The organism is Cupriavidus sp. FW305-26 (assembly GCF_058787975.1).
The window spans coordinates 113,849-136,179 of the sequence record NZ_JBYTAH010000010.1 but is presented as its reverse complement, the minus strand read 5'-3'; the positions used below and the strand labels follow the sequence as shown (position 1 = coordinate 136,179).

Annotated in this window: 25 protein-coding genes; 2 read left to right on the top strand and 23 right to left on the bottom strand. The window is 65.5% G+C overall.

Annotated features, from left to right (window positions below):
- Window positions 1-20: 20 nt before the first annotated feature.
- The gene (earP, locus tag AC3WQZ_RS09035) at window positions 21-1,178 is read left to right on the top strand and encodes an elongation factor P maturation arginine rhamnosyltransferase EarP (protein ID WP_492300365.1); all 1,158 of its coding nucleotides are present in this window, start codon (window positions 21-23) and stop codon (window positions 1,176-1,178) included.
- A gap of 212 nt (window positions 1,179-1,390) precedes the next feature.
- Window positions 1,391-1,951: an elongation factor P gene (efp, locus tag AC3WQZ_RS09030; protein ID WP_010814696.1), complete on the top strand. Its 561-nt coding sequence runs from the start codon at window positions 1,391-1,393 to the stop codon at window positions 1,949-1,951.
- Between the two features lie 88 nt (window positions 1,952-2,039).
- Here the strand turns inward: efp and nagZ are convergent, their stop codons facing one another.
- The 23 genes from nagZ to AC3WQZ_RS08915 form a co-directional block, all read right to left on the bottom strand.
- On the bottom strand, window positions 2,040-3,089 hold the full coding sequence (gene nagZ / locus AC3WQZ_RS09025; protein ID WP_011615718.1) for a beta-N-acetylhexosaminidase: 1,050 nt from the start codon (window positions 3,087-3,089) through the stop codon (window positions 2,040-2,042).
- A gap of 14 nt (window positions 3,090-3,103) precedes the next feature.
- Window positions 3,104-3,526, bottom strand: coding sequence for a holo-ACP synthase (acpS, locus tag AC3WQZ_RS09020; RefSeq protein WP_010814694.1), 423 nt, complete (start codon window positions 3,524-3,526; stop codon window positions 3,104-3,106).
- On the bottom strand, window positions 3,523-4,305 hold the full coding sequence (gene pdxJ, locus AC3WQZ_RS09015; protein WP_011615719.1) for a pyridoxine 5'-phosphate synthase: 783 nt from the start codon (window positions 4,303-4,305) through the stop codon (window positions 3,523-3,525). Before pdxJ ends, acpS begins: the two co-directional genes overlap by 4 nt.
- Before the next feature lie 41 nt (window positions 4,306-4,346).
- Entirely contained in the window at window positions 4,347-5,240 is an 894-nt protein-coding gene (recO, locus tag AC3WQZ_RS09010; protein WP_010814692.1) for a DNA repair protein RecO, read from the bottom strand.
- A gap of 19 nt (window positions 5,241-5,259) precedes the next feature.
- Window positions 5,260-6,198: a GTPase Era gene (gene era / locus AC3WQZ_RS09005; RefSeq protein ID WP_010814691.1), complete on the bottom strand. Its 939-nt coding sequence runs from the start codon at window positions 6,196-6,198 to the stop codon at window positions 5,260-5,262.
- A complete protein-coding gene (gene rnc, locus AC3WQZ_RS09000; RefSeq protein ID WP_010814690.1) occupies window positions 6,195-6,965 on the bottom strand; it encodes a ribonuclease III in 771 nt (256 codons plus the stop codon). The genes era and rnc overlap by 4 nt, the downstream gene beginning before the upstream one ends.
- Window position 6,966: 1 nt before the next feature.
- Complete coding sequence (locus AC3WQZ_RS08995; RefSeq protein ID WP_492300360.1) at window positions 6,967-7,359, bottom strand: DUF4845 domain-containing protein; 393 nt, start codon at window positions 7,357-7,359, stop codon at window positions 6,967-6,969.
- A 50-nt stretch (window positions 7,360-7,409) separates the two neighbouring features.
- Window positions 7,410-8,309, bottom strand: coding sequence for a signal peptidase I (gene lepB, locus AC3WQZ_RS08990; RefSeq protein ID WP_011615721.1), 900 nt, complete (start codon window positions 8,307-8,309; stop codon window positions 7,410-7,412).
- Between the two features lie 95 nt (window positions 8,310-8,404).
- A complete protein-coding gene (gene lepA / locus AC3WQZ_RS08985; RefSeq protein WP_010814687.1) occupies window positions 8,405-10,198 on the bottom strand; it encodes a translation elongation factor 4 in 1,794 nt (597 codons plus the stop codon).
- A 215-nt stretch (window positions 10,199-10,413) separates the two neighbouring features.
- Window positions 10,414-10,698, bottom strand: coding sequence for a glutaredoxin family protein (locus AC3WQZ_RS08980; RefSeq protein ID WP_010814686.1), 285 nt, complete (start codon window positions 10,696-10,698; stop codon window positions 10,414-10,416).
- Window positions 10,699-10,713: 15 nt separating this feature from the next.
- Window positions 10,714-12,198, bottom strand: a complete 1,485-nt coding sequence (locus AC3WQZ_RS08975) for a DegQ family serine endoprotease (protein WP_010814685.1) — start codon at window positions 12,196-12,198, stop codon at window positions 10,714-10,716.
- A 135-nt stretch (window positions 12,199-12,333) separates the two neighbouring features.
- Window positions 12,334-13,413: a MucB/RseB C-terminal domain-containing protein gene (locus tag AC3WQZ_RS08970; RefSeq protein ID WP_011615723.1), complete on the bottom strand. Its 1,080-nt coding sequence runs from the start codon at window positions 13,411-13,413 to the stop codon at window positions 12,334-12,336.
- Window positions 13,414-13,421: 8 nt separating this feature from the next.
- Window positions 13,422-14,048, bottom strand: coding sequence for a sigma-E factor negative regulatory protein (locus tag AC3WQZ_RS08965; protein ID WP_010814683.1), 627 nt, complete (start codon window positions 14,046-14,048; stop codon window positions 13,422-13,424).
- Between the two features lie 115 nt (window positions 14,049-14,163).
- Window positions 14,164-14,763 carry an RNA polymerase sigma factor RpoE gene (rpoE, locus tag AC3WQZ_RS08960; RefSeq protein WP_010814682.1) on the bottom strand — a complete coding sequence of 200 codons (600 nt, stop codon included), beginning with the start codon at window positions 14,761-14,763 and terminating at the stop codon, window positions 14,164-14,166.
- Between the two features lie 111 nt (window positions 14,764-14,874).
- On the bottom strand, window positions 14,875-15,348 hold the full coding sequence (locus AC3WQZ_RS08955; protein ID WP_231881359.1) for a hypothetical protein: 474 nt from the start codon (window positions 15,346-15,348) through the stop codon (window positions 14,875-14,877).
- Between the two features lie 52 nt (window positions 15,349-15,400).
- Window positions 15,401-16,633 carry a beta-ketoacyl-ACP synthase II gene (fabF, locus tag AC3WQZ_RS08950; protein ID WP_010814680.1) on the bottom strand — a complete coding sequence of 411 codons (1,233 nt, stop codon included), beginning with the start codon at window positions 16,631-16,633 and terminating at the stop codon, window positions 15,401-15,403.
- 190 nt (window positions 16,634-16,823) lie between these two features.
- The gene (gene acpP / locus AC3WQZ_RS08945; RefSeq protein WP_008644813.1) at window positions 16,824-17,063 is read right to left on the bottom strand and encodes an acyl carrier protein; all 240 of its coding nucleotides are present in this window, start codon (window positions 17,061-17,063) and stop codon (window positions 16,824-16,826) included.
- Between the two features lie 170 nt (window positions 17,064-17,233).
- The gene (fabG, locus tag AC3WQZ_RS08940) at window positions 17,234-17,983 is read right to left on the bottom strand and encodes a 3-oxoacyl-ACP reductase FabG (protein ID WP_010814679.1); all 750 of its coding nucleotides are present in this window, start codon (window positions 17,981-17,983) and stop codon (window positions 17,234-17,236) included.
- Window positions 17,984-17,999: 16 nt separating this feature from the next.
- Entirely contained in the window at window positions 18,000-18,929 is a 930-nt protein-coding gene (fabD, locus tag AC3WQZ_RS08935) for an ACP S-malonyltransferase (protein ID WP_011615725.1), read from the bottom strand.
- A gap of 87 nt (window positions 18,930-19,016) precedes the next feature.
- Window positions 19,017-19,997, bottom strand: coding sequence for a beta-ketoacyl-ACP synthase III (locus AC3WQZ_RS08930; protein ID WP_010814677.1), 981 nt, complete (start codon window positions 19,995-19,997; stop codon window positions 19,017-19,019).
- Between the two features lie 52 nt (window positions 19,998-20,049).
- Entirely contained in the window at window positions 20,050-21,129 is a 1,080-nt protein-coding gene (gene plsX / locus AC3WQZ_RS08925) for a phosphate acyltransferase PlsX (RefSeq protein ID WP_010814676.1), read from the bottom strand.
- Window positions 21,130-21,294: 165 nt separating this feature from the next.
- Entirely contained in the window at window positions 21,295-21,474 is a 180-nt protein-coding gene (rpmF, locus tag AC3WQZ_RS08920; RefSeq protein WP_010814675.1) for a 50S ribosomal protein L32, read from the bottom strand.
- Between the two features lie 119 nt (window positions 21,475-21,593).
- Entirely contained in the window at window positions 21,594-22,184 is a 591-nt protein-coding gene (locus tag AC3WQZ_RS08915) for a DUF177 domain-containing protein (protein ID WP_010814674.1), read from the bottom strand.
- Window positions 22,185-22,331 lie beyond the last annotated feature (147 nt).

Below are 22,331 nucleotides of genomic sequence, written 5' to 3'. Positions count from 1 at the left end.
CCGCCCGCCCCTCACCCGCCATGCCTATCCGCTCCTGGGACATCTTCTGCACCGTGATCGACAATTTCGGCGACATCGGCGTCTGCTGGCGGCTGGCACGCCAGCTCGCACAGGAACACGGGCACGCGGTGCGGCTGTGGGTCGATGACCTGGCCAGCTTCGCGCGGCTGGCGCCGGAACTCGATACCGGCGCCACGGTGCAGCGCCTGGCGGGCGTGGAGATCCGTCCGTGGCGGCCGGGTGGCGACAGCGTGGATGACACCGCCGGGGTCGAGCCACACGATGCCGTCATCGAAGCCTTCGCCTGTGATGTGCCGCAAGCCTTCCTGGCCCGCATGGCCGCGCGTGACCCCAAACCCGCCTGGATCAACCTGGAATACCTGAGCGCCGAGCCCTGGGTACGGGAGCACCATGCGATGCCCTCGCCCCATCCCCGGCTGCCGCTGGTGAAGCATTTCTTCTTCCCCGGCTTCGAGCCCGGCACCGGCGGCCTGCTGCGGGAATCGATGCTGGGCGCGCAGCGCGCCGCCTTCCTCGGCGGCACGGCTGCCCAGGCGGCCTTGTGGCACCGGCTGAGCGTGACGCCCCGGCCCGATGCGCTGCGCGTGAGCCTGTTTGCCTACCGCAACCCGGCCCTGCCCGCGCTGCTGGAGCAATGGCGCGATGCCGCCGAGGCGGTCCATTGCCTGGTGCCCGCAGGCCTGACCGCGGACCAGGTCGCCGAATGGCTGGCTGCCCCGCTGCGGATTGGCGACCCGGTGGAACGCGGCAGCCTGTGCGTGCAGCTGATCCCTTTCGTACGCCAGGAGCACTTTGACGAACTGCTGTGGGCCTGCGACCTGAACTTCGTGCGCGGCGAGGATTCCTTCGTGCGCGCGCAATGGGCGGCGCGGCCGCTGGTGTGGCATATCTACCCGCAGGACGATGCCGCGCACCGGGTCAAGCTGGACGCCTGGCTCGACCTGTTCGGCCAGGGCGGCGTGGCGCCGGAAGCAGCCGCCGCGCTGACGGACTTCTGGCACGCCTGGAACGGCTACGGCAATGCCGTGGACTGGCCGCGTCTGCGTGCGCACCTGCCGGCACTTGCCGCGATCGCAGCGCGCTGGGAGCGGCGTTTGCAGCATCCTGGCGATCTTGCCGCCAACCTGGTGGCGTTTTGCGAAAATCGGGTAAAATGATCGGTTGATTCAAATGGCGACCTGGGCCGGAGAACCAGGGCCTTTCCCAGGCGTCAGACCGACACTGGGCGAAGACCTGAATGCAAGCTGAGCACGGGGTCGCGAGCGCGTGAACGCCTCTCGTTGGGGCTCACAGGCTCACCGCAGGTGATGCCGGCAGCGCGCCTTCGCCATTCCAAATTCCTACTTTCTATTTCAGGAAAACAGTTCAGATGAAAATCGCACAGGAACTCCGCGTCGGTAACGTGTTCATGATCGGCGGCGATCCGATGGTCGTGCAGAAGGCCGAATACAACAAGTCGGGCCGCAACGCCGCTGTGGTCAAGATGAAGTACAAGAACCTGCTGACGGACGCACCGGGCGAGTCGGTGTTCAAGGCCGACGACAAGTTCGAAGTTGTGGTGCTGGAGCGCCGCGAATGCACCTACTCGTACTTCGCTGACCCGATGTACGTGTTCATGGACGCCGACTACAACCAGTACGAAGTCGAGAAGGACAGCATGGGCGACTCGCTGAACTACCTCGAAGACGGCATGAACGTTGAAGTGGTGTTCTACAACGACAAGGCCATCTCGGTTGAAATGCCGACCACGCTGGTCCGTGAGATCGTCTACACCGAGCCGGCAGTCAAGGGCGACACCTCGTCGGGCAAGGTGCTCAAGGGCGCCAAGATCAACACCGGCTTCGAGCTGCAAGTGCCGCTGTTCTGCAACATCGGCGACAAGATCGAAATCGACACCCGCACCGGCGAATACCGCAGCCGCGCCAACTAAGGCGCTTGCCTCACCCCGCCTCAGCGCGGGGCCGGTCAACAAAAATGGCAGCCTCGGCTGCCATTTTTGTTTGTGCACGCGGCCCCGTTCAGGCGATCAGGTCGTGCTCTTTCAGCGTGCGCAGCGCGGCGCGGTACTCGCCCTCCTGGTGCAGCTTGTTCCAGTCCAGCGGCTTCCTGCGCGCGAACAGCTTGCGGATGCGGCGCTGCGAGGTCTTGTCGATGCCCACGTCCAGCTCGGTCAGCAACTGGTCGGCGCGCTCCGGGTGGTTGCAGATCAGCACCATGTCACAGCCCGCGGTCAGCGCGGCGCGCGCGGCCTCAGTGACATTGCCGACGACGCTGGCGCCTTCCATGCTGAGGTCGTCGCTGAAGATCACGCCCTCGAAGCCCAGCTGGGCGCGCAGCACGTCCTGCAGCCAGTAGCGCGAGAAGCCGGCCGGGTTCGGGTCGACCTTGGGGTAGATCACGTGCGCCGGCATCACCGACGACAGCGACAGGCCCAGCCACTCGTACGGGCGCGCATCCTGCTCCAGGATCTCGTCCAGCGAGCGCTCGTCGACCGGGATCGCCACGTGCGAATCGGCCTCGACATAGCCGTGGCCAGGGAAGTGCTTGCCGCAGTTGCTCATGCCGGCCAGCAGCAGGCCATGGTTCAGGTGGCCGGCCAGCATCGACACCACGCGCGGATCGGCGTGGAAAGCGCGGTCGCCGATCACGGCGCTGCGGCCGTAGTCCAGGTCCAGCACCGGGGTGAAGCTCAGGTCGATGTCGCAGGCGCGCAGTTCGGCGGCCAGCACATAGCCGCAGGCCACGGCGGCCTTGGTCGCGGCCAGCACGTCGCGCTCCCACAGCTCGCCCAGGCAGTGCATCGCCGGCAGGTGGGTGAAGCCGTCGGTCTTGCAGCGCTGCACGCGCCCGCCCTCATGGTCGATGCAGATCAGCACGTCGTCTCGCACCGCGCGGATGGCGCGCGTCAGCGCCTGCAGTTGCGCGCGCGACTCGAAATTGCGCGCGAACAGGATCACGCCGCCGGTCAGCGGATGCGCGATGCGGCGCAAGTCCTCCGCGTCGAGCTGCTTGCCGACGACGTCGAGGACCACCGGGCCCGGCCGCTTGCCAGAGTTCTTCTTGGACATGGAAGTTGTTGGATTCACAAGGCTGTAGGTTGGGAAGCCGCCCCGCCCGCACGCTCGGCAATGGCGAAGGCGACGGCAAAGTCGTGCTCGTCACTGACACTGACCCGCACGGAGAGCCCGCGTTCCGCCAGCCATGCGGCCAGCTCGCCATGGCATATCGGCGTGGGCTCGCCGGACGGCAGGTTCATCAGCTCCATGGCGCGCCACGTCATCGGCCAGCGCATGCCCAGGCCAATGGCCTTGGAGAACGCCTCCTTGGCAGCGAAGCGCGTGGACAAGAAGGCCAGCCCGCGCTTCTCGGAGCGCGCCTTGCGCGCGTGGTACTTGGCCAGCTCATCGGGGCCCAGCACCTTCTCGGCGAAACGGCCGTTGGTGCGTTCCATCACGCCCTGCACGCGGGCGATCTGGATGATGTCGGTGCCGACGCCGTAGATCACGCCGGCGCGCCCGCGGCAGGATAGCGCGTGCCCAGGCGCGCGGCGACCATGATGGCCTTCATCTCGCGCACCGCGTTCTCCCAGCCCGCGAACACCGCATGCGCCACGATCGCGTGGCCGATGTTCAGCTCCTTGATGCCGGGCAGCGCGGCGATCGGCTGCACATTGGTGTAGTGCAGGCCATGGCCGGCGTTGACCACCAGGCCGTGCTTCTGGCCCGCATCGACGCCATCGGCGATGCGGCGGAACTCGAGCGCCTGCTCATCGGGCGTATGCGCATCGGCATAGCGGCCGGTATGCAGCTCGATCACCGGCGCGCCGCACGCGGCCGCCGCGGCGATCTGGTCGGCATCGGCATCAATGAACAGCGACACGCGGATGCCGGCACCGGCCAGCTGCGCGCACGCCGCCTTGACCTGCTCGAAACGCCCGGCCACATCGAGCCCGCCCTCGGTGGTCACTTCCTCGCGGCGCTCCGGCACCAGGCATACGTCCTGCGGACGGATCTCGCAGGCGATGTCGAGCATCTCCTGCGTGAGCGCGCATTCCAGGTTCATGCGCGTGGCCAGTTGCGGGCGCAGCGCGCGCACGTCGGCATCGCGGATATGGCGGCGGTCTTCGCGCAGGTGCAGCGTGATCAGGTCGGCGCCGGCCTGTTCCGCCAGCAGCGCGGCACGGATGGGATCGGGGTACACGGTGCCGCGCGCGTTGCGCAGCGTGGCGACGTGGTCGATATTGACGCCAAGGTCGATGACGCCCGGATTTGCGTGGAAGATCATGCGAGCAGGTGCAGGAGTAAGTCGGATGGTTCTTGAGTCGGTCAGAGATACTGCAGGTCGATCAGAATCTGGCGCGTCTTCAGCGGCGCGCCTTGCAGATAATAATGCAGCAGGAACCGCATCAGCGCGCGGCTTTGCGCGGCGGTCTGCGCGCGGCTGTAATCGTCCTGCGCCATGTCCAGCAGGGTCTGGCCGGTCACCACCGGCCACGACGACGGGTCGCTCGGCTGCGCGCGGCGCACGCCGCGCTCTGGCTGGTAGACATAGTCCAGGCCCGGCTGGACCCGCTCGCCGGTGCTCAGGCACTGGTCAAAGGCAACCGCGAAGCCGGTTTCCTGCAGCAGCACGCGTTCAAAGCTGCGCAGCACCAGCCCGGCTTGCTCGCCGTGCGCCAGCCGCGTCAGCGTCGTCAGGTAATGGCGGAACAAGGCCGGATGCGCATCCTCGCGCGGGCAGAAGCGCATCAGCAGCTCGTTCAGGTAGAACGCCGACAGCAACGCATCGCCGGCCAGCGGCGGCATGCCGCCGACCCACTCGGCCTTGGTCAGGGTCTTGACCTCGCCGCGGCCGCTCCATGACACCGAGACCGGGTGGAAATGCTGCAACACCGCACGCAGCGCGGAGTGCGGGCGCTTGGCGCCCTTGGCCACCATCGAGATGCGGCCGTAGTCGCGCGTGAACAGGTCCAGGATCAGGCTGGTCTCGCGATACGGCCAGGCGTGCAGCACAAAGCCGGGCTGCTCGGCCACGCGCGACTCGGGCCGGGCCGGCACGATGCGCATGGCACGATCCATCATCGCGCGCGCGGCAGCGTCGGCCATGCCGGGCAGCGCCCTGCTGTCGAGCAGTTCGGCGGCCTCGTCGACCACGGGGTCGGCGCGGCGGGACCGTGGCGCCGGCGCCGGCGCGCGCGCGATGTCAGCCGTCTTGCTCACTGGTCGCTCGCTGTTGTGCTCACTCGTAGCCGTACGCGCGCAGCCCTGCTTCGTTGTCGGCCCAACCGCTCTTCACCTTGATCCACATTTCCAGGTAGACCTTGCCGTCGAACAGCTTTTCCATGTCCAGGCGCGCCTCGGTGGAGATCTGCTTGAGCTTGGCGCCCTTGTTGCCGATGATCATGGCCTTGTGCGCGTCTCGCTCGACCAGGATGGTGGCAAAGACGCGGCGCAGGCGGCCTTCGGTCTCGAACTTGTCGATGATCACGGTGCTGGTGTACGGGAGCTCGTCGCCGGTCCAGCGGAACACCTTCTCGCGGATGATCTCCGAGGCCAGGAAGCGCTCGCTGCGGTCGGTCATGGCGTCGGCGTCGTACATCGGCTCGCCTTCCGGCAGGTAGGGCCGGATGATCTCGAACAGGCGCGCGATATGGTCGTGGGTCTTGGCCGTCATCGGCACCACTTCGCGGAACGGGAACTGCTGCCCCATCTTTTCCAGGAAGGGCATCATCACTTCCAGGCGGTTCTCGCCGTTGACGCGGTCCAGCTTGTTGGCGACCAGCAGCACCGGCGTGTTCTTCGGCAGCAGCGACAGCACCTTCTCGTCGTCGGCGCCGTAGTAGCCGGCCTCGACCACGAACAGGACCAGGTCCACCGACGACAGCGTGGACGTGACCGCGCGGTTCAGCGAACGGTTCAGCGCGCTGGCGTGGCGGGTCTGGAAGCCCGGCGTGTCGACGAACACATACTGCGCGTCATCCGTGGTCTGGATGCCGACGATGCGGTGGCGCGTGGTCTGCGCCTTGCGCGAGGTGATGCTGATCTTCTGGCCGACCAGCGCGTTCATCAGCGTGGACTTGCCCACGTTGGGGCGGCCGACGATGGCCACGGTGCCGCAGCGGAACGCCGCGGCCGGGGTATCCGCCGCGTCTTGCTGCGGATGGGTAGATTCGGTCATTCCTTCAACCTGAGAGACAGCTGTGGGTCCTGCGGCACGGGTTGCTTGCGGGTCTTGCCGGTGCGCTCGGCGCGGCTGCGCTTGAGCAGCTGCGGCACCAGCTTCTGGACTTCGTCCAGCGCCAGCTTGGCGGCGGCCTGCTCGGCAGCGCGCCGCGAGGCGCCGGTGCCAAACACCCGGACTTCCAGTTTAGGCACCGTGCACTCGACTTCAAACTGCTGGCTGTGCGCGGCCCCGTGTGTGGCGATTACGTTATATTGCGGCAGGGCGATCTTGTGGCCCTGCAGGTATTCCTGCAGCAGGGTCTTGGCGTCCTTGCCCAGCGTGCGCGGGTCGACCTGCTCCAGGATCGGGATATAGAGCTTGCGGATCAGCGCGCGCGCGGCGTCGAAGCCGGCGTCGAGGAAGACCGCGCCGACGATCGCTTCGAGCGCATCGGCGAGGATGGACGGACGGCGGAAGCCTCCGCTCTTGAGTTCGCCCTCGCCCAGGCGCAGCGTGTCGGACAGCTGCAACATCTGGGCGATCTCGTACAGGGCCTGCTGCTTGACCAGGTTGGCCCGCACGCGCGACAGGTCGCCCTCGTCGAGCTTGCCGAACATGCCATAGAGCATGTCGGCCACGGCGCAGTTGAGCACCGAATCGCCCAGGAATTCAAGGCGTTCGTTGTGCTGGGCGCTGTGACTGCGGTGCGTCAGCGCCTGTTGCAGCAATTCGGGCTTGCTGAATCGGTAGCCGAGTCGTTGCTGCAAGGCGTCAAGGTTCATATCAGTGCTGCGTTCCTGAATAGGTAATCAGTAGGCTCAGGGGTCCGTAGACGGGCACCTCGGTCCGGTACGAGAAATCGACCGACTGGATGGTGCCGTTCTCGTCTTCCCGGATCAGGAGGTCCTCGGCCTTGACTGCGGTAATCCGGTCGATGGCTGCCTGCTTTTCAAAAAAATCGGCCACTTCGCGCTTGTTGGCGGCGCGCTGCTTGGCATAGCTGGCGGCGCGCTTGACCGAAAAATACTCCACCAGGCTCGGGATCGCGCGCAGGGCCGGCAAGGCCACCCCGATCACGAACACCACGATCACCAGCAGCGTCCAGACGGAAAACCCGCCTATGCCTGCCCGGCGTCGTACCGGATTCCTGCCCACCACCTTCCCAAGTTGACCCATGATGCGCTCGTCCTCGTTTTGCGTTGAGTGTTCTTGCGCCGCGGGGATTCTTATTTGAACGTTCCCACGCGTCCGAAATTGCCGAGGTTCATCCAGATCACAAAGGCCTTGCCGACGATATTCTCATCCGGCACGAACCCCCAGAAACGGGAATCCAGGCTGTTGTCCCGGTTGTCACCCATGACGAAATAGTGACCTGCAGGTACCTTGCAGGTCACGCCCTGCTGATTGTAAGTGCAGTTTTCCCGGTACGGGAAATCCGGGTCCGCCCCCGCGATAAACGCCGGGCGGTCGGCGTCGTTCAGGATGCCATGATCGACGCTGCCTGGCAGCTTTTCGCGGAAATGCCTGGAATATGCCAGGCGCTCCTCGTCCAGGAAATCCGGCAGCGCGGCGTACTCGGCCGGCTTGCCGTTGATGGTCAGGCGCTTGTTGGCATACTGCACCACGTCGCCTGGCACGCCGATCACGCGCTTGATGTAGTCGAGCGACGGGTCTTTCGGGTAGCGGAACACCATGACGTCGCCGCGCTGCGGCTCGCCCATGTCCATGACCTTCTTGTTCACCACCGGCAGGCGGATGCCGTACTCGTACTTGTTGACCAGGATGAAGTCGCCGATCAGCAGCGTCGGGATCATCGAGCCGGACGGGATCTTGAACGGCTCGACCACGAACGAGCGCAGCACGAACACCGCCAGGATCACCGGAAAGAAACTGGCCGAATATTCCAGCCACCACGGCTGGCGCAGCTTTTCCTCGGCCAGGCGCTTGCGCGTGGCGTCAGCTTCCGCCGCGCCGAAGCGGCCCTGCAGGTCGGCCTGGCGCGAATCGAATTCGGCCAGCGCCAGCCGCGCCGAAGAGCGGCGCTGTCGCTCGAACACGAGCTTGTCCGCAACCCACGCGACGCCCGTAATCACCACCAGCACAAAAAGGATCAGTGCAAAATTCATGACGGCTTCTGGTTTTTTGAAATCCTGGTACAGCCTGTTCTTTCACCACGGCGGCAAGCCGCCGCGCGTGGCACTGCCCTGCTCGCGGCGCCTTCTTACTTGTCATCCACCTGCAGGATGGCCAGGAAAGCCTCCTGCGGGATCTCGACCGTACCGACCTGCTTCATCCGCTTCTTGCCCGCCTTCTGCTTCTCCAGCAGCTTCTTCTTGCGCGTGATGTCGCCGCCGTAGCACTTGGCCAGCACGTTCTTGCGCAGCGCCTTGACGTTTTCGCGCGCAATGATATTCGCGCCGATGGCGGCCTGGATCGCCACGTCGTACATCTGGCGCGGAATGATCTCGCGCATCTTGGCTGCGACCTCGCGGCCGCGGTATTGCGAGTTCGAACGGTGCACGATCACCGACAGCGCATCGACCTTGTCGCTGTTGATCAGGATGTCGACCTTGACCACGTCCGACGGGCGATATTCCTTGAACTCGTAGTCCATCGACGCATAGCCGCGCGACACCGACTTCAGGCGGTCGAAGAAGTCCATCACGATTTCCGCCATCGGGATCTCGTAGGTCAGCTGCACCTGCTTGCCGTGGTAGCTCATGTTGATTTGCGAGCCACGCTTCTGCGTGCACAGCGTAATCACCGAGCCGACATATTCCTGCGGCATATACAGGTTGACGGTGACGATCGGTTCCAGGATCGCCTCGATCTTGCTCGGGTCCGGCATCTTCGCCGGATTTTCCACGGTGATCACGGTGCCGTCGCGCATCTCGACCTGGTACACCACCGTCGGCGCGGTGGTGATCAGGTCCATGTCGAACTCGCGCTCCAGGCGCTCCTGCACGATCTCCATGTGCAGCAGGCCGAGGAAGCCGCAGCGGAAGCCGAAGCCCAGCGCCTGCGACACTTCCGGCTCGAACATCAGCGAGGCATCGTTGAGCCGCAGCTTTTCCAATGACTCGCGCAGCGCCTCGTACTGGTTGGCCTCAACCGGGTACAGGCCGGCGAACACCTGCGGCTTGACTTCCTTGAAGCCCGGCAGCGGCGCTTCGGCCTTGCGCTGCATGGTGGTGATGGTATCGCCCACCTTGGCCGCCTTCAGTTCCTTGATGCCGGCGATGACAAAGCCCACCTGGCCCGCCGTCAGCGCATCGCGGGGGATCGACTTCGGCGTAAACACGCCCACCTGCTCGACCAGGTGCTGTGAGCCGTTGGCCATCAGCAGTACCTTGTCCTTGGGACGCAGGGTGCCGTTGACCACGCGCACCAGCATCACCACGCCGACGTAGTTGTCGAACCACGAGTCGATGATCAGCGCCTGCAGCGGCGCGTCGGCGTCGCCCTCGGGCGGCGGCACCTTGGCGATCAGCGCCTCGATCACGTCCTGCACGCCCTGCCCGGTCTTGGCCGAGCACGGCGTGGCGTCCTGCGCGTCGATGCCGATCACGTCCTCGATCTCCTGGATCGCGTTATCGGGGTCGGCCTGCGGCAGGTCGATCTTGTTCAGCACCGGCACCACTTCCACGCCCAGCTCGATCGCGGTGTAGCAGTTGGCCACGGTCTGCGCCTCAACGCCCTGTGAGGCGTCGACCACCAGCAGCGCGCCTTCGCAGGCGGACAGCGAGCGGCTCACTTCATAGCTGAAGTCGACGTGTCCCGGGGTGTCGATCAGGTTCAGGTTGTAGACCTTGCCGTCGCGCGCCTTGTAGCTGAGCGCAGCGGTCTGCGCCTTGATGGTGATGCCGCGCTCCTTTTCGATATCCATCGAATCGAGGACCTGCGCTTCCATCTCCCGATCCGACAGCCCTCCACAAAGCTGAATGATCCGGTCGGCCAGGGTGGACTTCCCATGGTCGATATGGGCAATGATCGAGAAATTACGGATATGGTCCATCTAGTGTTCAGGGGGGCGCCGGCGTGAGAGCCCGCGCGGCAACAAGCGGTTGAGCGGCCCGGCGCCGCGCGCCGCGCGCCGCAAGGCGGGCGCGGGCGTACCGCAGGTTCGGGGGGTGCAATTTTTGCGCCAATCCGCAATTTTACCGGATTTTCAATGACTTCCGGGTCGTCAAATGGCGGCGTGGCGCGGTTGGCGGCGGTTACCGACGGGGATCAGCGGGTTGTGCGCGCGCTGCCATGTGCGGCAAGCCACACCCTTACGGCAGCTTCGTCGAGGAAATAGTGGCAAAGCTCCACGGCGCCGCCCTGCAAGTCTGCTGGGGTGCCCGGCATCAGCACCGGCACCAGTTCGCCAAAGCGGTCTTCCAGCCCCGCATCGGCATCGACATCCACCTCGTGCAGGGCGAAAGAAAAATCGCGCCGGAGCGGCTCCAGCGCGACCTTCATGTCTTCGCAAAGGTGGCAGTATGCCCGGCCGTACAGTGTCAGCGCAGGCATACCGGCCATTGCGGATCAGCGGCTGGACGTGGCGCCCGGACGCAGCGTCAGCACCTGGGTGGCATCGCCGCGCCGCACGAACACCGCGGCAATCCGGTTCTTGTCCAGGCTGCGCACCAGCTCGTTGAACTGGCGGGCGTTGGTCACATCCGTATCGCCCAGGCGCAGGATGATGTCGCCCGGACGGATGCCGGCACGCAGCGCCGGGCCGTCGGCCACTTCCACCTCGACGCCCGACTTGAGCTTGAGCTCCTTCAGGCGTGCCTCGGGCAGGTCGTTGACCACCAGGCCAAGCGCATTGGGCTTGCCGGCCTGTGCCGCGCTGTCGTCCTTGGGCGTTGCGCCGCTGCGAGCCTTGGCCTTGCCGTCCGGCTCCAGCTCGGTGACGGTGATGGTGACCTCGCGGACCGCGCCCTTGCGCCACAGCTGCAGCGGCACGCGCGTGCCCGGCTTGGTCTCGCCCACCATGCGCGGCAGGTCCGAGGCCCGCTCGATATCGCGGCCGTTGAACTTGAGGATGATGTCGCCGGCTTCGATGCCCGCCTTCTCGGCAGGACCGCCCGGCTCGACGCTGCCGACCAGCGCGCCGCGCGCACGGCCCAGGCCCAGCGAATCGGCCACCTCCTTGGTGACGTCGCCGATCGCCACGGCGATGCGCCCGCGCGTCACGCGCCCGGAGCTCTTGAGCTGCTCGGACACGCGCATCGCCTCGTCGATCGGGATTGCGAACGAGATGCCCATGTAGCCGCCGCTGCGGCTGTAGATCTGCGAGTTGATGCCGATCACCTCGCCGCGCAGGTTGATCAGCGGGCCGCCGGAATTGCCGGGGTTGACCGCCACGTCGGTCTGGATGAACGGCAGGTAGTCGCCCGTGTCGCGGCCCTTGGCCGAGACAATGCCGGCGGTCACGCTGTTGTCCAGCCCGAACGGCGAGCCGATCGCCAGCACCCATTCGCCGGCGCGGACCTTGTTGGAATCGCCCAGCGGCAGGCGCGGCAGGCCGCTGGCCTCGACCTTGAGCAGCGCCACGTCGGTGCGCTTGTCCGAGCCGATCAGCTTGGCCTTGAATTCGCGCTTGTCGGGCAGCGTCACATAAATGGTTTCGGCGTCGGCCACCACGTGCGCGTTGGTCATCACGTAGCCGTCCTGGCTGATGATGAAGCCCGAACCCACGCCGCGGCTCTGCTCTTCCTGCTGCGGCGGCTGGCCGCGGCGGGGGGCGCCGGGCGCCGGGGCACCGGGCATCGGCACGCCGAAGAAGCGCCGGAAGAATTCCGCCATCTCGTCATCGCCGCCGGGTGCACCGCGCTGGCGCACGAGTTCCGTGGTGCGGATATTGACCACGGCCGGGCTGGCCTTTTCCACCAGGTCGGTGAAATCGGGCAGGTTGTAGTTGGAGGCGGCAGCCTGGGCATGGCTGACTTCGGCAACAGTCGGGCCGAGCAGCATCATGGCAGCCATGACCACGGCCCGCGCCAGGGCTGGAGATCTGAACATCATCGACAACTCCCGGGATTCAGCGAATAGAAGAAAAACCGTCCGGATGTGATCCCGTGGCGGGGACCCCTGCGCAGGTTTCATGAAGAGCCGGCGCCGGGACAGAGTCCGGCGGCGTCGGCTGCACCTGCGTCAAGCTCAGTGTACCGCCTTGGGCGGGCGGTACTCCACGGCCGTCGCAAACTGCCGCACGGTGCTCGCCGGCACCTCGCCCACCACGGTAATCCAGAAATCGGCAATCCGGCGCACCACGACCTGGGTCGCGCCGAGCGCTGCCACGCCCTCGCGGCGCACGCGTTGCTCGGAAACCGGTTCAATGAAGACCGACAGGCCGGTCAGCCCGTCGCTGTAAACGACCTGCAGCACTTCGAAGACCTGGCCGCGCGCGTTGCCCGGCGCGGGTGCGCGCAGCTCGCCGAGCGGACGGCGCACTTCGCGGATCTTCTGGAAGCCCTTGAGCGGCACCGCAATCGACCAGCCCTCGTCGGCGATATTGGTCGGCTGGTAGGTCACCTCATAGCGATTCCAGCTGCTGGAATTCTTGATCGCACCGAGGATATGCTGCTTTTCGGACGGCACCCCGATCTGCACCTGCGAGAACGCGACCTGCTCCAGCACCTTGCCACCATCGCCGATGGTCTGCGCGCGCATCAGCAGGCCGGAGTTTTTCTCCGCCCACAGGCGCACCGCATAGCGCGCGGCATCGTGCGGCTCCAGCGCGAAGACCTCGCACTCCATGCCTGCCACCCGCTCGGCGGGCATCTTGCGCATGTCGTACAGGTCCAGCACGTCGTTCTTGTTGGTGGCGAGCAGCGCCGGGAAGCGATCCTTGGCTTCCTGCTTCTCCACCACCACCAGCTTGGCTTCGGGGATCAGGCTGTGCACCACGTCATTCTGACGCAGCACCTCGCGCGGTTTGCCGTCGAGCGTTTCCAGGCGTTCGTACTCGTTGTGGACGAGATCGCTGTAATGCTGGATACGCGAGGCGTGCATGACGCTGCCGCGCTGGTAGATCAGCGTGCCGACATAGTTCTCGCGCTGTGCGGCTTTGTGGATCTTGTTGAGCCAGGCGGTGGCGTCGCGTCGGTTCAGCGTACTGTCTGAAGGCTGTGCGGTGGCCGCGGCAGCGCTCAGACACAAGGCCAGAAAAAAGGACCTACGCAGGGCCCTGATTTTCTGCGCGCCCGCTACATAGGCGGGCGACCCTCCTTTATGCATGTCCGGCATTATTCCTGCGTATTTTCCTGAGTGAAGTTTGCACCGTTGGCAACCGTGCGCATGGTGGGCACGAACGCATCCGTTGCCACCGACGTGCGATGGGCACGCAGGTATTCGTCCAGGCGCGGGTCGCGGATCATCTGGGGAGTTTCCGCCGCCACGGTGACGATGCCAGAGGCCGGGCTGGCCGGCTGGTCGGCGCGTGCCACCACGGCATCGGGCGTGGCCAGCGTGGCGGGGCCGCGCATCTGCGGCACGACCACCCAGCTGACCGCTGCCACGGCGGCGGCGATCGCGGTGCCCGGCATCACGCGGCGCACCCACGACGGCCTGACCAGCAGGCGGTGGCGGGCGCTGGCCTGCGCCACTGCCGGCACCAGTACATGCGGCTCGGCTTCCAGGCGCGCGGAGAAACGAGAAAGGAAAGCAGAGGTGGAACCCGCGTGCGTCAGGTCTTCCGAACGCAGCGTGTCGCCGATCAACTGGTAAGTGGCCCAGTCGGACATGCCGGCATCGCTTTTCGCGAGGCCCAGCACGGCATCGACTTCGTGCGGCGCCAGTTCGCCATCCATCAATACGGAGATCTGCTCCGCTGCTTCCACTACATGAACCGACTGCTTATGAGCCTGACCCATTTCCCACCCCAAGACATTCCATTGAACACCGATAATCCCGTCACTTCTGTCGCTTATCGATGCAGGAATACGCTGCAACGCTGGCCGCACGACATTCTTCTTGACTACCCGACTACTACCACCGTTTGCCCTCTGCCGTTCCTAGCAGCGGACGCAATTTCTCGGCAATCGCCTCGCGCGCCCGGAAGATCCGCGAACGCACCGTGCCGATCGGACATCCCATCGCTTCGGCGATCTCCTCATAGCTGAGGCCCTCGATCTCGCGCAGCGTGATGGCGGTCCGCAATTCCTCCGGAAGCGCCTCCATTGCGCGGTTCACCGTCTCGGCGACCTGGCGTGTGTGGAGCATCGATTCCGGCGTATTGATATCCCTTAGTTGCTCACCGTCCGCAAAAGTTTCAGCCTCCTCTGCATCGATATCGCTGGACGCTTCCGGGCGGCGGCCCTGGGTGGCAAGGTAGTTCTTGGCCGTGTTGACGGCGATCCGGTACAGCCACGTATAAAAGGCCGACTCCCCGCGGAACTGGGGCAACGCGCGGTATGCCTTGATAAAGGCATCCTGCGCCACATCCTCCACCTCAGCGGGGTCCCTGACCAGGCGCGAAATCAGGCGAATGATCTTCCGATGGTATTTGGTCACCAGAAGTTCAAAGGCCCGCTTGTCGCCCTGCTGGACGCGTTCAACTAGGAGCTGATCGGCTTCGCGTTCGCTCACGTATGGCTCACCTGCAGTGTATCTCTTGGTTTGGTCGTCACGACAAACGTTGTATTTTACCTACGATTCTAAGCCCGCCCGGTGAAGCAACGCGCATCCTGTGACCGCAAGCTAACAAAATCGTTCCCCTGCCGGCATCTCAGGTTGCACCCGCAGTGCAACTCTGGCGGCGCGTTGCAACCGCCGCGCCATCTCGGGCGAACCTGCCTGCCAGGGAAGAAAGATGGCGCCGGGCATCCCGGGCGCTCCGGGCGCCAGGCGCACGACAGCGGCGCCGCCGGCCTGCCAGCATTGCCTGACCACAGCCTCGTGCCGGGCATCACCCGGCCCTTGCAGGCGGATCCGCAATGGGCCGTTGCCGTCGGGCGCATGCAGCACTGCCGTGCAGCGCCAGCGCAGGCTGCACCACCACGCCGGCCAGGCACGCACCGTTGCCGCTGCGGCAAGCACGAGTGCCAGCGCCATGGCGGCATGCCCCCAATGGAAACCAGCCTGACTGCCGGCTATTACAGCGGCCAGCGTCCGCGCCAGCAGCGCGAGCGCCAGCATTTCGCCGGCACAAAACACGAACAGGGTCCACCACAACGGGTGGACCCTGCCCTGGCGCAGCCCGCGAAGGGCCCGCCTCAACCTCGGATCAGGCGCGGCGGAAAACAAGCGTGCCGTTGGTGCCGCCGAAACCGAAGTTGTTCTTCACCGCGACCTCGATCTTCATCTCGCGCGCCGTGTTGGCCACGTAGTCCAGGTCGCACTCGGGATCCTGGTTGTCGAGGTTGATCGTCGGCGGCGACACCTGGTTGTGCAGCGCCAGCACGGTGAAGACCGATTCCAGGCCGCCGGCACCGCCCAGCAGATGGCCGGTCATCGACTTGGTCGAGTTCACCACCATCTTGTAGGCCTGGTCCCCGAATGCGGCCTTGATCGCATCAGATTCGTTCTTGTCGCCCAGCGGTGTAGACGTGCCATGGGCGTTCAGGTAATGCACCTGGTCCGTATTGATGCCGGCGTCCTTGAGCGCATTGACCATGCAACGGCGCGGGCCGTCCATGTTCGGCGCGGTCATGTGGTAGGCGTCGCCGCTCATGCCAAAGCCGATCAGCTCGGCATAGATGCGCGCGCCGCGCGCCTTGGCCGACTCGTACTCCTCCAGCATCATCACCCCGGCGCCTTCGCCCAGCACGAAGCCGTCGCGGTCCTTGTCCCACGGACGCGAAGCGGCGGCCGGATCGTCATTGCGCGTCGACAGCGCACGCGCAGCGGCGAAACCGCCGATGCCCAGCGGCGACACGGTCGACTCGGCACCGCCCGCCAGCATGGCGTCGGCATCGCCGGCCTGGATCAGGCGGGCGGCCAGGCCAATGCTGTGCAGGCCGGTCGTGCAAGCCGTCACGGCAGCCAGGTTCGGGCCCTTGATACCGTGGATGATCGACAGGTGGCCGGCGATCATGTTGATGATCGAGCCAGGCACGAAGAACGGCGAAATCCGGCGCGGACCGCGCTCGGTCAGCACGGCGTGGGTCTCTTCGATCAACGGCAGGCCGCCGATGCCCGAGCCGACCAGCACGCCGATGCGCTCGGCATTGGCTTCGGTCACTTCCAGGCCGCTGTCCTTCAGCGCCTGCGTGCCGGCCGCAATGCCGAAATGGATGAAGGTATCCATCGCGCGGGCTTCCTTGGCCGGGATGTAGTCCTCGGCATTGAAACCCTTCACTTCACCGGCAAAGTGCACGGAAAGCGCGGAGTGATCGAATTTGGTGATGGTGGCGATGCCGGACTTGCCGGCAACCAGGTTGGCCCAGCCTTCGGCAACCGTGTTTCCGACCGGAGACACAAGGCCAAGCCCAGTGACGACGACGCGACGACGGCTCACTATGTTTTCCTACGGGTGCGTGAAACGGGAACGGAACGGAGATCAGCCCGCCGCCGGCCTTGCGGGCCGCGCGGCGAAGCACATTCCATTCTGCTTCTTCAAACAGACGAAAGCCACAGAAAACAGCAAGGCGCGGCCGCAACGGCCCGCCCACCTGCCTTCTGTGGCTCGGAATGCAGAGACGACGGGCTTAGGCCTTGACGTGCGCGGTGGCGTAGTCGATAGCCTGTTGCACGGTCGTGATCTTTTCGGCTTCCTCATCAGGAATTTCCATGCCGAATTCATCTTCCAACGCCATCACGAGTTCAACCGTGTCCAGCGAGTCCGCACCGAGATCGTTCACGAACGACGATTCGTTCTTGATATCTGCCTCGGCCACGCCAAGCTGTTCTGCCACGATTTTCTTGACGCGTTGTTCGATATTGTCCATGTAACCCTCCAGGGAAGTTCGACAAAAAGTGGGCGCATTTTAGCAGGTTTGAGGCGACAGAAATGCCGCCTGCCAAGCTTTGCAAGAATCGCGCCCGTTTGGTTCGGAAAACTACTACTTCAGGCGGCTTCTTCGGGCTTCTCCCCCGAAACCAGCCAGCCAAAACCCCATTAATTCATGTACATCCCGCCGTTCACATGCAGCGTAGTGCCGGTAATGTAAGCGGCATGCGGGCCAGCCAGGAAGGCCACCGCGTTGGCGATATCCTCCGGCTGGCCAAGGCGACCCAGCGGAATCTGCGTCTTGAGCGAAGCATGCTGCTCTTCGGACAGCGCCTTGGTCATGTCGGTGTCGATAAAGCCCGGCGCGACACAGTTCACGGTCACGTTGCGGCTGCCGATTTCCGCGGCCAGCGAGCGGGTCATGCCCGCCACGCCCGCCTTGGCAGCAGAGTAGTTCATCTGGCCGGGGTTGCCGACCGAGCCCACCACCGAAGTGATATTGATGATGCGGCCCTGGCGGGCCTTCATCATCGGGCGCAGCACCGCGCGCGACAGACGGAACACCGAAGTCAGGTTGGTCTGGATCACGGCCAGCCAGTCCTCGTCCTTCATGCGCATCGCCAGCTGGTCCTGCGTGATGCCGGCATTGTTGACCAGCACGCCGATGCCGCCGTGGGTCTTGACGATCTCGTCGATGAGCGCGTCGCAAGCGGCCGCGTCATTGACGTTGAGCACGGCGCCCTTGCCCTTCAGGCCGTCGGCGCCGAGGTAATCGGTGATGCCGGCCGCGCCGGCTTCGCTGGTGGCGGTGCCGATCACGGTGGCGCCCTGGCGGGCCAGTTCCAGCGCGATGGCGCGGCCGATGCCGCGCGAGGCGCCGGTGACCAGCGCAACCTGGTTGTCGAGAAGTTTGGTCATGCGGATGTCCTCTTGCTTACTTCAGCAGTGCCAGCGTGTCTTGCAGCGAGGCCGGATCGAAGATCGCACCGCCGGTCAGGTTGCCGTCGATGCGCTTGGTCATGCCGGCCAGCACCTTGCCAGGGCCGCATTCGATCACGTGCGTGACGCCTTCGGCGGCCATCTTCTGCACGCACTCGACCCAGCGCACCGGCGCGGCGGCCTGGCGCACCAGGGCGTCCTTGATCGCATCCGGATCATTGACGATGGCGACGTCGACGTTGTTCACCAGCGGGATCGACGGCGCCGAGAAAGCCAGGCCGGCCATGCGCTCGCGCAGGCGGTCCGAAGCGGGCTTGAGCAGCGACGAGTGGAACGGCGCCGACACCGGCAGCGGCAGCGCGCGCTTGGCGCCCTTGCCCTTGGCGATTTCGCAGGCCTTCTCGACCGCGGCCTTGTGCCCGGCAATCACCACCTGCGACGGCGCGTTGAAGTTCACGGCCTCGACCACGCCGGCGGCCGATGCCTCGGCGCAAGCGGCGCGCACGTCGTCATCGGACAGGCCCAGGATCGCGGCCATGGCGCCCTCGCCCACCGGCACGGCTTCTTGCATGGCTTGCGCGCGGAAGCGCACCAGCGGTACCGCGTCGGCAAACGGGATCACGCCCGCGGCCACCAGCGCCGAGTACTCGCCCAGGCTGTGGCCGGCAACCAGCGCCGGTGCCGGACCACCGGCATCCAGCCAGGCACGGTAGACCGCCACTGCGGCGGTCAGCATCACCGGCTGCGTGTTGGTGGTCAGGTTCAGCTCTTCGGCGGGGCCTTCGGCGATCAGGCGGCCGAGATCCTGGCCGAGCGCGGCCGAGGCCTCTTCCACGGTGGCGCGCACCACGGCGTTATCGGCGAAGGCATTGAGCATGCCGACCGACTGCGAACCCTGGCCGGGAAATACGAAAGCGAATTTCATCGGATTGGAACCCTAACAAGAAACGGGTGGCCGGCGCCGCGGCATGCCCCGCATGCGCGGCATGCATGCCATGGCGCCGGCCGCGAATCACATGCGCAGCAGCACCGCGCCCCAGGTGAAGCCGCCGCCCACGCCTTCCATCAGCACGGTCTGGCCCGCGCGGATGCGGCCGTCGCGCACCGCGACGTCCAGCGCCAGCGGGATCGACGCGGCCGAGGTGTTGCCGTGCTCATGCACGGTGGCGACCATGCGCTCCGCCGGCAGGCCCAGCTTCTTTGCCGTGCCCTGCATGATGCGGATATTGGCCTGGTGCGGGATCAGCCAGTCGATCTGGCCCGGCGTCACGCTGGCAGCCTCCATGGCTTCGCGCGCGACCTTGTCCAGCACGTTCACGGCCAGCTTGAACACAGCCTGGCCGTCCATGTGCAGGAACGGGTTGCCGGTGATGTTGCCGCCGGCGACGTTGCCCGGCACGCACAGGATATCGACATGCCTGCCGTCCGAGTGCATCGCGGTGGACAGGATCCCCGGCTCCTCGGACGCCGACAGCAGCACGGCGCCGGCACCGTCGCCGAACAGCACGCAGGTGGTGCGGTCGTTGAAGTCCAGGATGCGCGAGAACACCTCGGTGCCGATCACCAGCACGTTGCGGTGCGAGCCGCTGCGGATGAACTTGTCGGCGGTGGCCAGCGCGTACACGAAGCCCGAGCACACCGCCTGCAGGTCGAACGCCGGGCAGTGGTTGGTGATGCCCAGCTTTTCCTGCACGATGCAGGCCGTGCTGGGGAACACGAAGTCCGGCGTCGAGGTGGCGACGATGATCAGGTCGATGCTCTGGCGGTCGATGCCGGCGGCTTCGATGGCCTGCTCGGCAGCCTTGACCGCGAGATCGCTGCTGGTCACATCCGGCTCGGCCCAGTGGCGTGCCGAAATGCCGCTGCGCGAGACGATCCAGTCGTCGCTGGTCTCGATGCCCTTTTCGGCAAGCTGCGTGGCCAGGTCATGGTTGGTCACGCGCCGCGGAGGCAGGTAGCTCCCGGTACCGATGATTTTTGCGTACTTGGTCATGTATTGTCGGATCGTATGGCCCGCAGGCACCCTCGACCGGCGCGCGTGGCGCTCAGGCGACGTGGGGGCTGGGATGCGCGCCAGGCACCTCTGTCTCCGGGGCGGGCTGTGCAGCGCCTGCGGCGCTGGATTTATCGGCAAAAGCCCGGGTGATGCGGGCGATCACGCCATTCTTGGCGGCATCATACCCGCGTTTGATGGCCCACTCAAAAGAATGGGCATCGGCCGAGCCGTGGCTCTTGATCACCAGCCCGCGCAACCCAAGCAGCGAGGCGCCGTTGTAGCGCGCCGGGTCGAGCCGCCTGGCCAGGCGCGACAGCACCGGCATGGCGACCGCGGCCAGCAGCTTGGTGAACCACGAGCGGGTGAATTCTTCCTTGATCATACTGCCGATCATCTTGGCCAGGCCCTCGGTGCTCTTGAGCGCCACGTTGCCGACGAAGCCGTCGCAGACCACGATGTCGGTAGTGCCCTTGAAGATGTCGTTGCCTTCCACGTTGCCGTAGAAGTTCAGCTCCGAGGCGCGCAGCAGTTCACCCGCACGCTTGACCACCTCATTGCCCTTGATGACTTCCTCGCCGATGTTCAGCAGGCCCACCGTGGGGTGTTCCTTGTGGTCGACCACGGCCACCATGGCTTCGGCCATGCGCGCGAACTGCAGCAGGTGCTCGGGCTCGCAGTCGGCATTGGCGCCCAGGTCCAGCACGGTGGTGCCCCAGCCTTGCTCGTTCGGGATGGTGGTGGCGATGGCCGGCCGCTCGATGCCTTCGAGCGTCTTGAGCACATAGCGCGACACCGCCATCAGCGCGCCGGTATTGCCGGCGGAGATGCAGGCACCGGCCAGGCCTTCCTTGACCTGCGTGACGGCGACGCGCATCGAGGAATCCCTCTTCTTGCGCAGCGCCACCTCGACCGGGTCATCCATGGTGATGACCTCGGTGGCCTCGACGATGGTCACGCGCGGATGGTCCAGCGCGTGCAGCTTCTTCAGCTGCGTCCGGATGGCGTCGGGCAAGCCGACCAGCACCATCTCGGCGTCGTCGTGGCGGGAAAGAAAACTGATCGCCGCAGGCACCGTCACGGAGACTCCGTGATCGCCGCCCATGCAGTCGATAGCGATTTTGATCGTCATTGTTCCTGGTACGGATAGCGCGGCGGCGCACGCCACGCCCGGCGGGAAATCCGAGCGCCCAACAAAAAAGCGGCAACGATCTTGCCGCTTTTTTGTCTCTGACCTTTTAGTGTCCGACCTACAGGCATGCGCGAGCGAGACGCAACGTCACGCCGAACGAAGCTATCAGTCGTTCTTGGTCTTGATGACCTTGCGGCCACGGTAGTAGCCGTTCGGGCTGACGTGGTGGCGCAGGTGGGTTTCGCCGGTGGTCGGCTCAACTGCCAGCGGCGCTGCCGACAGGTGATCGTGCGAACGGTGCATGCCGCGCTTGGACGGCGACTTCTTGTTCTGTTGAACAGCCATGATGACTCCTTCGAGAATTTTTCAATATTAACACACGCATCCCGCCCAAGGCGTAGCCGGGGCCCGGCCGGATGCTTCAGATTCACCTGCAAGACCTTGCGCACCGCCTGCCGGCGGCATCAATGCTTGGTCTTCAGGCCGGCCAGCGCCGCAAAGGGCGAAGGCCGCTTTTCTTCCTCAGGCTCAGCCTCTGGCTGCGCCTCGCCGTCCGAACCGGTCACGAGGCTTTCGTGCACCGTCGGGCAGACGTCATGCTTGGGGGCCACCGGCAACGCCAGCAGCACTTCATCTTCAATCAGGTCCAGCAGCGAGAAACGCTTCGAGCCGGCGATCACGTCGACTTCGTCGTCGTCCATCGGCGCGGCGTCGGCCGCTTCCTCGCTTTCCACCACCTCGAAACGCGTTGCCGTATCGATCGGCTCGGCATAAGGGGCCAGGCAGCGCTGGCAATCCAGCCAGATCCGGCCCTGCACGGTCACGTCGAGAAACAGCCGCCGCGCCACCGCGGCGCCCGGCTCGGCCGCCTCTTCACGCATGAAGCCAGTGACCGTATAGGCAAACGTCTCATCGGGTGCCGAGGCTGGCGCTTGCGCGGCGGTCTCGGCTAAGATGCGCGGCAAATCCCGCACCGCCACGTCGCCGGCCAGGCTTTCACCCTTCCGGCACAAGGCGAAGAGATCAAGCGCGCGCAGGTCAATCGGCTGGGTCATGTGCGTGCTCCGGTCGCTATACAATGACTGGTTCGCCACATTCCACGCCTGCCGGACTACGGGCCGCGCACATTGGCGGCACTGCGCCCGGGTGCGGATGCGGCTAAACGCGCGATTGTACGACGTAAACCGCGTCGAGGTCAAAGG

Coding starts and splice junctions, on each gene's coding strand:
- earP (WP_492300365.1), top strand. CDS start 21: ATGCCTATCCGCTCCTGGGACATCTTCTGCACCGTGATCGACAATTTC.
- efp (WP_010814696.1), top strand. CDS start 1,391: ATGAAAATCGCACAGGAACTCCGCGTCGGTAACGTGTTCATGATCGGC.
- nagZ (WP_011615718.1), bottom strand. CDS start 3,089: ATGTCCAAGAAGAACTCTGGCAAGCGGCCGGGCCCGGTGGTCCTCGAC.
- pdxJ (WP_011615719.1), bottom strand. CDS start 4,305: ATGATCTTCCACGCAAATCCGGGCGTCATCGACCTTGGCGTCAATATC.
- era (WP_010814691.1), bottom strand. CDS start 6,198: ATGACCGAATCTACCCATCCGCAGCAAGACGCGGCGGATACCCCGGCC.
- rnc (WP_010814690.1), bottom strand. CDS start 6,965: ATGAACCTTGACGCCTTGCAGCAACGACTCGGCTACCGATTCAGCAAG.
- AC3WQZ_RS08995 (WP_492300360.1), bottom strand. CDS start 7,359: ATGGGTCAACTTGGGAAGGTGGTGGGCAGGAATCCGGTACGACGCCGG.
- lepB (WP_011615721.1), bottom strand. CDS start 8,309: ATGAATTTTGCACTGATCCTTTTTGTGCTGGTGGTGATTACGGGCGTC.
- lepA (WP_010814687.1), bottom strand. CDS start 10,198: ATGGACCATATCCGTAATTTCTCGATCATTGCCCATATCGACCATGGG.
- AC3WQZ_RS08980 (WP_010814686.1), bottom strand. CDS start 10,698: ATGCCTGCGCTGACACTGTACGGCCGGGCATACTGCCACCTTTGCGAA.
- AC3WQZ_RS08975 (WP_010814685.1), bottom strand. CDS start 12,198: ATGATGTTCAGATCTCCAGCCCTGGCGCGGGCCGTGGTCATGGCTGCC.
- AC3WQZ_RS08970 (WP_011615723.1), bottom strand. CDS start 13,413: ATGCATAAAGGAGGGTCGCCCGCCTATGTAGCGGGCGCGCAGAAAATC.
- AC3WQZ_RS08965 (WP_010814683.1), bottom strand. CDS start 14,048: ATGGGTCAGGCTCATAAGCAGTCGGTTCATGTAGTGGAAGCAGCGGAG.
- acpP (WP_008644813.1), bottom strand. CDS start 17,063: ATGGACAATATCGAACAACGCGTCAAGAAAATCGTGGCAGAACAGCTT.
- fabG (WP_010814679.1), bottom strand. CDS start 17,983: ATGACCAAACTTCTCGACAACCAGGTTGCGCTGGTCACCGGCGCCTCG.
- fabD (WP_011615725.1), bottom strand. CDS start 18,929: ATGAAATTCGCTTTCGTATTTCCCGGCCAGGGTTCGCAGTCGGTCGGC.
- AC3WQZ_RS08930 (WP_010814677.1), bottom strand. CDS start 19,997: ATGACCAAGTACGCAAAAATCATCGGTACCGGGAGCTACCTGCCTCCG.
- plsX (WP_010814676.1), bottom strand. CDS start 21,129: ATGACGATCAAAATCGCTATCGACTGCATGGGCGGCGATCACGGAGTC.
- rpmF (WP_010814675.1), bottom strand. CDS start 21,474: ATGGCTGTTCAACAGAACAAGAAGTCGCCGTCCAAGCGCGGCATGCAC.
- AC3WQZ_RS08915 (WP_010814674.1), bottom strand. CDS start 22,184: ATGACCCAGCCGATTGACCTGCGCGCGCTTGATCTCTTCGCCTTGTGC.